The organism is Pseudomonas agronomica (assembly GCF_025917275.1).
In the GTDB taxonomy this organism is placed as follows: Bacteria; Pseudomonadota; Gammaproteobacteria; order Pseudomonadales; family Pseudomonadaceae; genus Aquipseudomonas; species Aquipseudomonas agronomica.
Map to the genome: position 1 here is coordinate 1 of NZ_JAOSHO010000114.1, position 12,935 is coordinate 12,935.

The 12,935-nt window shown below is 62.3% G+C and carries 12 protein-coding genes; 3 read left to right on the forward strand and 9 right to left on the reverse strand.

Annotated elements, in window-relative coordinates; translation table 11 throughout:
- Window positions 1–40: 40 nt before the first annotated feature.
- Window positions 41–979, forward strand: coding sequence for a S66 peptidase family protein (locus tag OC610_RS11100; protein WP_264427813.1), 939 nt, complete (start codon window positions 41–43; stop codon window positions 977–979).
- A 111-nt stretch (window positions 980–1,090) separates the two neighbouring features.
- On the opposite strand, the gene OC610_RS11105 is transcribed toward OC610_RS11100, so the two are convergent.
- The 5 genes from OC610_RS11105 to leuS form a co-directional block, all read right to left on the reverse strand.
- A complete protein-coding gene (locus OC610_RS11105; RefSeq protein WP_264427814.1) occupies window positions 1,091–2,413 on the reverse strand; it encodes a lytic murein transglycosylase in 1,323 nt (440 codons plus the stop codon).
- Window positions 2,414–2,485: 72 nt separating this feature from the next.
- Window positions 2,486–2,650 (reverse strand): alternative ribosome rescue factor ArfA, encoded by a 165-nt coding sequence (arfA, locus tag OC610_RS11110; protein ID WP_030140368.1) that lies wholly within the window; start codon window positions 2,648–2,650, stop codon window positions 2,486–2,488.
- 180 nt (window positions 2,651–2,830) lie between these two features.
- Window positions 2,831–3,868 (reverse strand): DNA polymerase III subunit delta, encoded by a 1,038-nt coding sequence (gene holA / locus OC610_RS11115; RefSeq protein ID WP_003205880.1) that lies wholly within the window; start codon window positions 3,866–3,868, stop codon window positions 2,831–2,833.
- 39 nt (window positions 3,869–3,907) lie between these two features.
- Window positions 3,908–4,513, reverse strand: a complete 606-nt coding sequence (locus OC610_RS11120) for an LPS-assembly lipoprotein LptE (protein ID WP_264427815.1) — start codon at window positions 4,511–4,513, stop codon at window positions 3,908–3,910.
- A 91-nt stretch (window positions 4,514–4,604) separates the two neighbouring features.
- Window positions 4,605–7,211, reverse strand: coding sequence for a leucine--tRNA ligase (gene leuS, locus OC610_RS11125; protein WP_264427816.1), 2,607 nt, complete (start codon window positions 7,209–7,211; stop codon window positions 4,605–4,607).
- 302 nt (window positions 7,212–7,513) lie between these two features.
- On the opposite strand from leuS, the gene OC610_RS11130 reads away from it, so the two are divergent.
- Window positions 7,514–7,834 carry a hypothetical protein gene (locus tag OC610_RS11130; protein WP_181289424.1) on the forward strand — a complete coding sequence of 107 codons (321 nt, stop codon included), beginning with the start codon at window positions 7,514–7,516 and terminating at the stop codon, window positions 7,832–7,834.
- 102 nt (window positions 7,835–7,936) lie between these two features.
- Window positions 7,937–8,698, forward strand: coding sequence for a YdcF family protein (locus tag OC610_RS11135; RefSeq protein WP_264427817.1), 762 nt, complete (start codon window positions 7,937–7,939; stop codon window positions 8,696–8,698).
- A 209-nt stretch (window positions 8,699–8,907) separates the two neighbouring features.
- Here the strand turns inward: OC610_RS11135 and lnt are convergent, their stop codons facing one another.
- From lnt to OC610_RS11155, 4 genes are read right to left on the reverse strand one after another with little or no spacing between them, the layout of a single operon-like run.
- Complete coding sequence (gene lnt, locus OC610_RS11140) at window positions 8,908–10,431, reverse strand: apolipoprotein N-acyltransferase (protein WP_264427818.1); 1,524 nt, start codon at window positions 10,429–10,431, stop codon at window positions 8,908–8,910.
- A gap of 27 nt (window positions 10,432–10,458) precedes the next feature.
- Window positions 10,459–11,298, reverse strand: coding sequence for an HlyC/CorC family transporter (locus tag OC610_RS11145; RefSeq protein WP_264427819.1), 840 nt, complete (start codon window positions 11,296–11,298; stop codon window positions 10,459–10,461).
- 39 nt (window positions 11,299–11,337) lie between these two features.
- A complete protein-coding gene (gene ybeY / locus OC610_RS11150) occupies window positions 11,338–11,796 on the reverse strand; it encodes an rRNA maturation RNase YbeY (protein ID WP_264427820.1) in 459 nt (152 codons plus the stop codon).
- Window positions 11,789–12,799 carry a PhoH family protein gene (locus OC610_RS11155; protein WP_264427821.1) on the reverse strand — a complete coding sequence of 337 codons (1,011 nt, stop codon included), beginning with the start codon at window positions 12,797–12,799 and terminating at the stop codon, window positions 11,789–11,791. Before OC610_RS11155 ends, ybeY begins: the two co-directional genes overlap by 8 nt.
- Window positions 12,800–12,935: the final 136 nt, after the last annotated feature.

Here is a 12,935-nt window from a genome sequence, read left to right on the forward strand (position 1 = left end):
GGATATACACACATATCTAACTCTCAAAGCCGGGAGCTCCATGGTCCAGACCCTAACCCCACACCACCCCGTCCCAGCACTCCCGCAAGAAGGCCTGATCGCCGTGATCGCCCCCGCCGGCCCCGCCCCCCTGGACACGGAAAAAGCCACCCAATGGATGCGTGCAAGAGGCCATGAACTGCGAATCTTCCCCGGCGTCTACGAAAAAGACGGCTACCTCGCCGGCCCCGACGAAATACGCCTCAACGACCTCCACGCCGCCTTCGCCGACCCAGAAGTCAAAGCCATCATCTGCCTGCGCGGCGGCTACGGCACCCCCCGTCTGCTCGACCGCATCGACTTCGACCTCATAAAACGCAACCCCAAGCCATTCATCGGCTACAGCGATATCACCGCCCTGCACCTGGCCATCAGCCGCTACGCAGGCTTCGTCACCTTCCACGGCCCGCTGCTCAACGCCGATCTCCTGGGCGACAAGGAACCCCCGACCGTCACCTCATTTTTCAGCCTGATACGCGGGCAATTGAAGGCCGGCGACGTCCTGAGCCATCCCGCGGCATACCCGTTGACCACCGTCGAGCCAGGCATCGCCCTCGGACGTCTGCTGGGAGGCAACCTGTCGATGATCGCCGCGACCATGGGCACGCCTTACCAGATCGACGCCGAAGGGGTGATCCTGTTCATCGAAGACGTCAACGAACCCCTGTACCGCATTGATCGCCTGCTGACCCAACTGCGACTCGCGGGCACGCTGGCGAAGTTGCGCGGTGTATTGGTGGGGGACGTGGCCGGGGTGGATGTCGAGGCGTTGAACCGGTTGCTCAAGCAGACCTTCGAACCGTTGCGCATCCCGGTATTGTCCGGCTGGCGCAGCGGGCACTGCGACCCGAACCTTACGTTGCCAATGGGCGCGTTGGTGATGCTGGATGCGGGAGAGAAGAAGTTGGGGTTGGAGCAGGATGTGGTGATCAGCCGCTAATCATGTAGCGCCTGAAAGTCAGTCTTCGCGAGCAAGCTCGCTCCCACAGGGTTTCCGGTCACCCTGTGGGAGCGAGCTTGCTCGCGATGGCGTCAGCGGCCATACGCCCATTCAGCGGTTGCGCAACGCCTCAAGCAGTTGGTGCGTCGGATACCCATCCGCTGGCCAGCCAAACGATTGCTGCGCGCTGCGGATCGCCTTGCGGGTGTTGGCGCCGATGATGCCGTCGGGGTTGCCTGCGTCGTAGTTGTGCTTGCCCAGCAGCGTCTGCAGCTCGATACGTTCGCTGCGGCTCAGGGGCAGATCCTCTTTCGGCCACTGGCCGTAGACCAGGCCTGCACCGCTGAAGCGTTCCGACAACAGCCCAACCGCCAACGCATAGGACGACGAGTTGTTGTACTTGAGGATGGCGCGGAAGTTATCGAATATCAGGAACGCCGGGCCGCGATGGCCTGCCGGCAGGAGAAGGGACGCCGAGAGTTGCTTGTCCTCCGGCGTTATCGGCAGGCCACCGTATTCTGAAACGCCCAGCCGCTCCCATTCAGCGACAGGCTTGCGGATCGTGCCATCGGCCAGCGTGTAGTCGAAGCCCTCGTTGAGCGAGACCTCGAATCCCCACCGTTGGCCACGCTGCCAGCCGGAGCTCTGCAGATAATGCGCGGTCGACGCCAGGGCATCGGTTGAGCTCCCCCAGATGTCGCGGCGACCGTCGCCGTCAAAATCCACCGCATGGGTGTTGTAGGTGGTCGGAATGAACTGGGTCTGGCCCATGGCTCCAGCCCAGGAGCCGAGCATTTTTTCCGGTGAGATATCGCCTTGTTGCAGGATCTGCAACGCGGCGATCAGTTGGGCATGGGCAAAGGCGGGACGCCGTCCCTCATAGGCCAGGGTTGCCAGGGAGTTGATGACGGACTTGGTGCCCTGGAACTGGCCGAAGTTGCTCTCCATGCCCCACACCGCTACCAGCGCCGCGCGATCAACACCATAACGTTGCTCGATGTTTTGCAGGACCTGGGCGTTCTGTTGGATCAGGCTCTTGCCTTTATTGACCCGCAGTGGCGACAGCGCGCCGTCGAGGTATTCCCACACGGGGCGGGTGAATTCGGGCTGGCTGCGATCGGCCTTGATGACGCTCATGTCCGGGCTGACGCCGATAAATGCGCGATCGAACAGATCGCCGCGGATCCCGGCGGCCAGCGCCTCTCGGCGAAACCCGGCCTGCCATTCGGCGAAAGTCTGGGTTGGTACGATGTCCAGGTCGTCACTGGTCGGCATGACCGGCGGCACGATGGCGGGGGCGGTCACGGCGGGTGCGGACTGCAACGGTTGGGCGTCGGCGGCGGTAGGTTTTTCGGCGCAGGCGACAAGCAGGACGACGCTTGTGGCAACAATCATTTGGCGCAGTGGCCAACGATGGGAAAGACAGAAGGGCATGCACGGGTCCAGAAATACAAATCAGGTGCCGACCTTAACATGCGAAAGGGGCGTAGGGCTTGTCTGGGTGTTTCAAGCTGCCAGAAAGCAAGAAGCCTCCCAGTTGTCAGACTGGAAGGCTTCGCGGCGGTAGCTGCCCTTGCCCTTGGCGGGTCGTTCCTGGCGGCTGCGGAACAGGGGTTGGGCGACGATGGATTTGGCCTTGTTGGGGCCATGCCTGGATGGCTTTTTGCTCATGATGGGGTCTCTCGTTGGGGTGGTTTTGCGGGGCAATCATGGGGCAGAGTAGGGGGGTTGTCCATAGGGTAAATGGGGGCAATAGCTGTAGGAACAAGAGCGGAAAAGATCGCAGCCTTCGGCAGCTCCTACAGAGGTTTTCATCTACATTCGTAGGAGCTGCCGAAGGCTGCGATCTTTTTATTCAGCTGGCAGAGTCAGTCGCTGGCCCGCCATCAACAACGACAACCGACTGAGGCTCATCCACGGCGAGCCGGCAGCCTGGCCCTTGATCTGCGCATCGATGCGCTGGGCTTCCAGCAGCAGTTGTGCCCAGCGTGACGCCGAGTACCGTTGCAGGGCTTTGCTCATCAGCGGTTTGCGTTTATCCCACACGGGCGGACGGGCCTGGCTGAAGGCCTTGTCCAGAGGCACGCCCTGGCTGTATTGCAGCGACAGGTTGGCCAGCAGCCGCAGCTCCCGGGCCAGGGCCCAGAGAATCACCGGTGGCTCGACGCCTTCGCCTCGCAAGCCTTCGAGCATGCGCAAGGCATGGGCAGCCTCGCCGTTGAGGATCGCATCGGTCAGCCCGAAGACATCGAAGCGGGCGCTGTCGGCCACGGCGGCCTGGACCGTTTCCACGGTGATCTGCCCGCCCTCGGCCATCAGCTTGAGTTTTTCGATTTCCTGGGCGGCGGCCAGCAGGTTGCCTTCGACCCGGGCGGCGATCAACTCCACCGCGTCCTGGCTGGCCGACAGCCCGGCCTGGGACAGACGCTGGCGGATCCAGCTCGGCAACTGGCTGACGTCCACCGGCCAGATCTGCACGAACTGGGTCTGCGGTCCTTCGACCAGGGCCTTGCCCCACTTGGTTTTCTGCGCACTGCCGTCGAGTTTCGGCAGGCTGATGAGCAGTACCGTGTCTTCGGCTGGCCGCGAGCAATATTCGATCAGCGCGGCGGCACCTTTGTCACCGGGTTTGCCTGACGGCAAGCGCAGTTCGAGCAGGCGTTTCTCGGCAAACAGCGACATGCTTGCCCCGGCCTGCAACAACGTACCCCAATCGAAACTGGCGTCGGCGGCGAACACCTGGCGTTCGTCGAAACCTTGCTGGCGAGCTGCGGAGCGGATGGCGTCGGCGGCTTCCTGGCACAGCAGCGGGTCATCGCCGCTGATGATGTAGACCGGCGCGAGGGCGCCTTGCAGGTGTTTGCCGAGTTGAGCGGGAGCGAGCTTCATAAGAGAAGGCGAGCGGGGCGCCAAGGCGCCCCGCAAGGCTTATTCAGCAGGGAGTTGCATCGGCGACTGTTGCGGGGTTTCCGCCTCAGCCTTGCGTGCCGCTTCCAGTGCGTCGGCTTCTTGCTTGGCCTTGGCGTCAGCGGTCTGCTGCAATTGCTCCAGCTGGGCGGGCGTCAGTTGCTGCAGGCGCAGCATCATGCGCTGGACCAGGTCGCGTCGCATTTCTTCGCGTACTTCGCTGGATTCCTGGTCGGAGCCGGTGATGTTATTGCCGTCATGCAGGTAGACCTTCTGCACCTGCAGCTTGTCGTCCATCAGCACAAGGTCGTTCCGGCCGCGGATTTGATAGTTCAGCACGTTGTTCAGCTCGTACTCGGCCGAACGACCGGCACCGGCATAGCTCAGGCTGCGCTGGTTTTGCTGCTCGCGGGTCAAGACCAACTTGTACGGCGCACCGCCGTAGACTTTCACGCCGCTGTTTTCCAGCGCATCGCGCAACGCTTTTACTGTTTCGCCATAAGCATCGCGTGCGCTGAGATCCAGCTCGGTGATGGCCAGATCGGTGGTGCCGGTACCGCGCAGCTGGAAGCCGCAGGCACTCAACAGGACCGCCAGGCCCATCACCAGCAGATTACGTTTGATCATCTTGTTGCTCCCCTTGAAAACCCATGGGCCGAGCGTGCGGCCCCGCGGGTCATGTTCGGCGCCGGGCCCGTGGCCCGGTCGCCTGATCCAATTAGCTTGCGACGATATTGACCAGCTTGCCGGGCACGACGATCACTTTACGGATCGTCAGGCCATCGACAAAGCGCAGCACGTTCTCATTGGCTCGCGCCGCGGCCTCGACTTCCTCGCGAGTGGCGGCGGCCGGCATCTCGATCTGGCCGCGCAGCTTGCCGTTGACCTGGATGACCAGGGTCAGGCTGTCCTGCACCAGCGCGGTTTCGTCCACCAGCGGCCAACGGGCGTCGATCACCGGGTCGGCGTGACCCAGTTGATTCCACAACTCGTGGCTGATGTGCGGGGTGATCGGCGCCAGCAACAGCGTCACCGCTTCCAGGCCTTCCTGGATCAGAGCGCGATCCTGCTCGGTGCCTTGGGCGGCTTTTTCCAGTACGTTCATCAGCGTCATCACCTGGGCGATGGCGGTGTTGAATTTGTGGTTCTGGCCGACGTCATGGCTGGCCTGCTTGATGGCCAGGTGGATCGCGCGGCGAACGACTTTCTGATCGTCGTTCAGGCTGGCGACATCCAGTTTCCCCGGCAGGCCCTGGGTGACGTGGGCCTGGGCCAGGCGCCAGACGCGCTTGAGGAAGCGGTGCGAGCCCTCGACGCCCGAGTCGGACCACTCTGCGCTCATGTCAGGTGGCGAGGCGAACATCATGAACAGGCGGCAGGTGTCGGCGCCGAACTGGTCGATCATCGACTGTGGGTCGACGCCGTTGTTCTTCGACTTGGCCATTTTCTCGGTGCCGCCGATTTCCACCGGCAGGCCGTCGGCGATCAGCTTGGCGCTGATGACCTTGGCCTTGCTGTCGCGTTCGAGTTCGACGTCGCTCGGGTTGAACCAGGTGTAGGCACCGTTGGCTTCGCGACGATAGTAAGTCTCGGCGATCACCATGCCTTGGGTCAGCAAGTTCTTGAACGGCTCGTTGGAGCTCACCAGGCCTTCGTCACGCATCAGCTTGTGGAAGAAGCGCGCGTAGAGCAGGTGGAGAATGGCGTGTTCGATGCCGCCGATGTACTGGTCCACCGGCAACCAATGGTCGGCCGCGGATTTTTCCACCAGGCCGCCTTGATAGTGCGGCGAGGCGTAGCGGGCGTAGTACCAGGAGGACTCGACGAAGGTGTCCATGGTGTCGGTTTCGCGCTTGGCCGGTGCACCGCATTTCGGGCAGTTGCACTCATAGAACTCGGGCATGCGCGCCAGGGGCGAACCGGCGCCGTCGGGTACGACGTCTTCCGGCAGGACCACCGGCAGTTGATCTTCCGGCACCGGTACGTCGCCACACGCGTCGCAATGCACGATCGGGATCGGGCAGCCCCAGTAGCGCTGCCGGCTGATGCCCCAGTCGCGAAGGCGGAACTGGGTGCGCGAAGCGCCGAGGCTCTTCTTGATCAGGGCCACTTCGATGGCATCGAACGCGCCAGCGAAATCCAGGCCATCGAACTCACCGGAATTGATCAGCTCGCCGTGCTCACCGTAGGCGTCTTGCCAAGGTGCCGGGGTCTGGTCGCCGGCGCTGGTGCGCACGACCGGTTTGACCGGCAGGTTGTACTTGTGGGCGAACTCGAAATCGCGCTCGTCGTGGGCCGGAACGGCCATGACCGCGCCGTCGCCGTAGTGCATCAACACGTAGTTGGCGACCCACACCGGCAGTTTCTCGCCGGTGAGCGGGTGCTCGACGAACAGGGAAGTCGCCAGGCCTTTCTTTTCCTGCGTGGCGACGTCGGCTTCAGCGACGCTGCCGCCTTTGCATTCAGCGATGAACGCCTGCAGCTCGGGGTTGTTTTGCGCTGCCAGGGTCGCCAGCGGATGCTCGGCGGCCACGGCCACGTAAGTGGCGCCCATCAGGGTGTCCGGACGGGTCGTGAAGACTTTCAGGGTGCCGGCTTCGCCAATGGAGGCGACGTCGTAGGGGAACTGCACTTCCATGCCCCGGGACTTGCCGATCCAGTTGCGCTGCATGGTCTTGACCTGCTCGGGCCAGCCGGTCAGCTCGTCGAGGCTCTCCAGGAGTTCATCCGCATAGGCGGTGATCTTGAAGTAGTACATCGGGATCTCGCGCTTTTCGATCAGCGCGCCGGAGCGCCAGCCACGACCGTCGATCACTTGCTCGTTGGCCAGTACGGTCTGGTCCACCGGGTCCCAGTTCACGGTGCCGTTCTTGCGGTAGATCACGCCTTTTTCGAACAGGCGGGTGAACAGCCATTGTTCCCAGCGGTAGTAATCAGGCTTGCAGGTGGTGACTTCGCGGGACCAGTCCACCGCCAGGCCCAGGCTGCGCAGCTGGGACTTCATGTAGGCGATGTTTTCGTAGGTCCACTTGGCGGGGGCCACGTTGTTCTTCATCGCGGCGTTTTCCGCCGGCATGCCGAAGGCGTCCCAACCCATGGGTTGCAGGACGTTCTTGCCTTGCATGCGCTGGTAGCGGGAGATCACGTCGCCGATGGTGTAGTTGCGCACGTGCCCCATGTGTAGCTTGCCGCTGGGGTAAGGGAACATCGACAGGCAGTAGTAAGTTTCCTTGCCTGGCTGTTCGCTGACTTCAAAGGACTTTTGCTCGTCCCAGAACGACTGGGCGGCGGCTTCGATTTCACGGGGCTGGTAGTGTTCGTGCATGGCTACTTTTGTACTGAATGGGGTGGCCCAATCCTCTTCGTTGCCATGCTGGACGCGGACGACGCCAAATGCGGCGTTTTCGATGCCCAGCCAAGCTGGAAGTGGAGTTACAGGAAGCGCCGTAGCATACATGACCGCGCTCTGCCGAGGGAAACCCTGATTGCTGCCGAACCATTGCCGAACCTTGCAGACCTTCGCCGACGATCGGCGTTCAGGGCCGTTGGTCGCGGCGCGCTGCCGGTTTGCCCAGCGAAGCTAAGCTTCTCAATGGGGAGTGAGTCTTATCTTCAATGAGGTGAGGGATGGTTGAATCACAACGAAAAGTCGCTACACCTGAGTTATACGAAAAACTGATCGATCGTCTCGGGGTGGCCCTGGACGCTGCAAGAACCGCCGGTCGCTTGCGTGATGAACGCCCGGCAGAGCTGGAACTGCGAGGCTTGAGCCCCGCAGAGTTCGAACTGGTCAAGGCCTACCTTGAGCAGGTCGGGCACCAGGCCCCTGCAATCGGGGCCCAGGCAAACAAGCGTCTCGATGCGCCCCGTTCGGCCAAAGTTGTCTGGCTAAAGGATCGGACGCCTGACAAGGATGCTGTAAAGGTCCGGTCACTGCAGTTCAAGTAACGCCGGATTCACGCGTGTCGCTTTTTTTGATTCGAGGTTTTTGGAATCTGTTGTCGCTTTGCGTCAACCCACCTAGGCTTCGGGCATCTATGGAGATGCCCGATGCCGTTTCGCTATTTCATCAAACAACTTTTATTGCCGCCCGGCATTCTTCTGCTGCTATTGGCGCTTGCCTGGTGGTGGCGTCACTCCCGGCCGCGCCTGGCCCGGGTGTGTTTTGCCGTGGGGTTGGGTGGCTTCTGGCTGCTGAGCCTGCCGGTGGTGGTGCAATGGAGTGCCAGGGCGTTGGAGCGCGAACCGCCGCTGCTGCGCAGCGAATGGACGACCCTGGCCCAGCACGCCGACGCCATCGTGGTCCTGGGCTCGGGGCGCGAGCGCGGCGATCTGGCCTGGGGTGCCGATCAGCCCACTGGTGTGGGTCTTGAGCGCCAGCGTTATGCGGCGCGGTTGGCCAAGGCTTCGGGCTTGCCCGTGCTGACAACCGGCGGCTTGCACTACGGTACCCCGCCCAGCGAGGCCAGGCTGATGGCCGACTCGATGCTCGACGACTTCGGCGTGACCGTGCGCTGGCAGGAGGAGCGCAGCCGCACCACGTGGGAAAACGCCCAGATGAGCGCGCAGATCTTGCTGCCCGAAGGGGTGAAGCGCGTGGTGGTTGTGACCCAGGCCTGGCACATGCCACGCGCGGTCTGGAGTTTCGAGCGGGCAGGTTTCGAGGTAATCCCGGCGCCGGTGGGCTTCCTGGGCCAGGATAACGCCCGGCCACTGGGCGGCTGGATGCCGGAATTCAAGTCGATCTGGCAGTCGGGACAGCTGATGAATGAAGCGGTGGGACTGGTGGGGTATTGGTTGTTCTATCGCTGAGTAATGTTGCAAAAAATGCAATTACCCCGCTGGAGCGCACCTGTAGGAGCTGTGTAGGAGCTGCGTAGGAGCTGCCGAGTGCAACGAGGCTGCGATCTTTCCCTAGACACTTGAATCTCAAGCGAAAGATCAAAAGATCAAAAGATCAAAAGATCGCAGCCTTCGGCAGCTCCTACAAAGTCCAGCGGGAGCCAGGGGTGTCAAACGAGTTAAACGGTCTTGGCCATCCGTCCCGCCATCAGCGCCCAGCCCAGCAGCAACACGCACAGGACGATCAGCGGCCACGAGCGCCATTGCAGGTACGGCGTCAGTTCCTGCATCGGCACCACGTCGCCGTAAAGGATGCCGCGTTCGAATTGCGGGATGCTGGCGGTGATCTGGCCGAAGGGGTTGATCAGGCCGGTGACGCCGTTGTTGGTGGCGCGAATCATCCAGCGGCCGGCCTCCAGCGCTCGCATCTGAGCCATCTGCAGGTGTTGCAGCGGGCCGATCGAGGTGCCGAACCAGGTGTCGTTGCTGATCGTCAGGAGCAGGTCACTGCGGGCCGAAAGACTGGCGGCGAACTCCGGATAGACCACCTCGTAACAGATAAAGGGCGCGATCTGGTAACCCTTGGCCTGGAGCAATGGCTGGTCAGCCGGGCCGCGGGCGAAATCCGACATCGGCAGGTCAAAAAACGCGATCACTCCGCGCAGCAGGTCTTGCAATGGCACGTATTCGCCAAACGGCACGAGCTTTTGCTTGAGGTAAGTCCCGTCGCCTTCACCCGTTACGGTGATGCCATTGAAGTAGCGTTTTTCGTGGCGTACCAGTTGGCGAATCGGTACGCCGGTAATCAGCGCCGAGTGCCGCTCGGCGGCAAAACTGCCCATCATGTCCAGGTAGCCCTGGGCGGACTCCTTGAGCACGGGCACGGCGGTTTCCGGCCAGATCAGCAGGTCGACACGCTTGGAGGTGAAACTCATGTCGCGGTACAGCGCCAACTGGGCGTTGAGCTGTTCCGGGTCCCATTTCATGCTTTGTTCAATGTTGCCCTGGATCGCCGCGACACTCAGCGGGTCGCCCGAAGGACGGGTCCAGGCATGCCCTTTAAGCGTCATGCCGGCGATCCACGGGCCTATCAACAGCGCCATACCCGCGACGATGAAGCCTTTGCGCCCGGAGCGCAGCAGCCGGGGCGCGTTGTACAGCAGCGCGGCGGTCAGGGCCAGGGTGAAGGAAATCAGCCACATCCCACCCAGCGGCGCGAGGCCGGCCAGTGGGCCGTCGAGCTGGCTGTAGCCGGAGTAAAGCCAGGGGAAACCGGTCAGGAACCAGCCGCGAAACGCCTCCTGGCCCAACCACAGCGCGGCGAACGCCAAGGCATCGGCCAAGGGCGCTTCGCTGCGCCGCAGCCAGCGCGCCCAGAGCCAGGCGGGCAGGGCGAAGAACCAGGCGATGGCGGCGATGAACAACAGCATCAGCAACCCGGCGAGCAACACCGAGGCGCCACCGAAGTTATGGATACTGACGTAGATCCAGCTGGTGCCGGCGCCAAACAGGCCGAAGCCGAAGCACCAGCCGCGTCCCAGCGCCTGGCGCGGCGAGAGCTCGCGCAAGCCCGCATAAAACAGCCCGACCGCCAGCAGTGCCAGCGGCCAGATGTTGAAGGGCGCCAGGGCCAGGGTGGTGATCGCACCGGCCGCCACGGCCAGCAGGTTACCGGGCCAGCCGGGGCGGGTTATCCAGCGCATGTGTTTCCTTAGCGGGTCTCGCAGGGTTTAACGGGCAATGGGGGACAGGCGCAGCAGATGGATCCGGCGGCTGTCGGCGTTCAGGATGCGGAAGCGCCAGGAACCGATCTCGGTGGTTTCGTTGCGCTTGGGCAGGTGTCCGAAAGCACTCATCACCAGGCCGCCGACCGTGTCGAACTCATCGTCGGAAAATTCGCTGTCAAAAAACTCGTTGAAGCTTTCGATCGGGGTCAGGGCCTTGATCAGGAAATCGCCGCTGGGCAGTGGCTTGATGTAGCTGTCTTCCTCGACGTCATGCTCATCTTCGATGTCGCCGACGATCTGTTCGAGCACGTCTTCAATCGTCACCAGTCCGGCCACGCCGCCGTATTCGTCGATGACGATGGCCATGTGGTTGTGGTTGGCGCGGAATTCACGCAACAGCACGTTCAGGCGCTTGGACTCGGGCACGAAGGTGGCCGGACGCAGCAAGTCCTTGATGTTGAAGCTGTCGCCGTTCTCCTGGAGGATCAGCGGCAGCAGGTCCTTGGCCAGCAGCACGCCCATGACATCGTCATGGCTTTCACCGACGACCGGGTAGCGCGAGTGGGCGGAGTCGACCACGGCGGGCAGGAATTCGCGAGGTGTCTGGGTCGCCTTGATGCTGATCATCTGCGAACGCGGGACCATGATGTCCCGCACTTGCAGGTCTGCGACCTGGATGGCGCCTTCGACGATGGCCAGCGCTTCGCTGTCCAGCAATTTGTTCTGGTGTGCATCGCGCAGCAGCTCAAGCAGCTCCTGGCGGTTTTTCGGCTCATGGGCAAAAGCCTGGGTGAGCTTGCCCAGCCATGACTTATGCCCGTTGGTCGATCGATCTTCGCTCATAGCGATTACTCTGAATCCTTTGTCGTGACAGTTGATGTATCAATGTTCATCGTCGGCGTAAGGGTCGGGATGCCCCAGTTCGGCAAGCAACGTCCGTTCCAGTCCTTCCATTTCCTCGGCCTCGTCGTCTTCTATATGGTCGTAGCCCAGCAGATGCAAGCAGCCATGAATCACCAGATGGGCCCAATGGGCTTCGGGGGACTTGCCTTGCTCGGCGGCTTCGCGCTCCACCACCGGGACACAGATCACCAGGTCGCCCAGCAGCGGGATGTCGAGCAACTCATCGGGGACGTCGGCGGGGAACGACAGCACATTGGTGGCGTAGTCTTTCTGCCGCCAGGTGTGGTTGAGTTCGCGGCCTTCGGGTTCGTCCACCAAACGGATGGTCAGCTCCGAATCGGCGCTGCGCTGGCGCAGGGCCAGTTCGCACCATTGGCGGAAGAGGGCTTCGCTGGGGGCGGGATGGTCGCTGGCCAGTTGCAGGTCGAGTTCAAGCATCGTGGCTATTGCCCCTGGCTGCGGGCAGGTCTTCGGCCGGGCGATTCTCGAAACGTTCATAGGCTTCGACAATGCGTTGTACCAGGGGATGGCGCACCACGTCCTTGGGCATGAAGTGCGTGAAGCTGATGCCCGGGACGTCCTTGAGCACCTGGATCACGTGGTTCAGTCCGGACTTGGTGCCCCGCGGCAGGTCGACCTGGGTGATATCCCCGGTGATGACGGCGGTGGAGCCGAAGCCGATCCGCGTCAGGAACATCTTCATCTGTTCGACCGTGGTGTTCTGGCTTTCGTCGAGGATGATGAAGCTGTTGTTCAGCGTGCGACCGCGCATATAGGCCAGCGGCGCGACCTCGATGACCTGGCGCTCGATCAGCTTGGCGACGTATTCGAAGCCGAGCATTTCGTACAGCGCGTCATAGAGCGGACGCAGGTATGGGTCGATTTTCTGGGCCAGGTCGCCGGGCAGGAAGCCGAGCTTTTCGCCCGCTTCGACTGCCGGACGCACCAGCAGGATGCGTCGTACCTGTTCGCGCTCCAGCGCGTCGACGGCGCAGGCCACGGCCAGGTAGGTCTTGCCGGTACCGGCCGGGCCGATGCCGAAATTGATGTCGTTGGCCAGGATTTCCTTCACGTAGCGCTGCTGATTCAAGCCGCGTGGGCGAATCATGCCTTTTTTCGTGCGCAGGGCCACGGCAGGTTCGAAAGGGGCGTGGTTGTCGAGCTCTTCGACCGCCGATTCCTGCAGGAACAGGTGGACCATGTCCGGAGACAGCTCGCTCGCCTTGGTTTCCCGATAGAGGCGGCGCAGCAGGTTTTCCGCGGAGGAGGTGTGCTTGGGTTCGCCGATCAGCTCGAACTGGTTCCCGCGGTTGCGGATCTCGATGGCCAGGCGCTGTTCGATCAAGCGCAGGTGCTCGTCGAATTGCCCGCACAGATTGGCGAAGCGGCGAGCCTCAAAGGGCTCGAGTATGAAACGATGAGGTTCGATGGGTGCGTTCAAGGTCGTTTTTAGCCGCCCAGGGGCAATTAAGGTGAAATCAAGGATAACGCCAGTAGGCTGGGTGCGAAAGCTCTTAAGCGGGCGAATCTGACAACAGGCCCCACACAACTCATTGTGGGAGCGAGCCTGCTCGCGA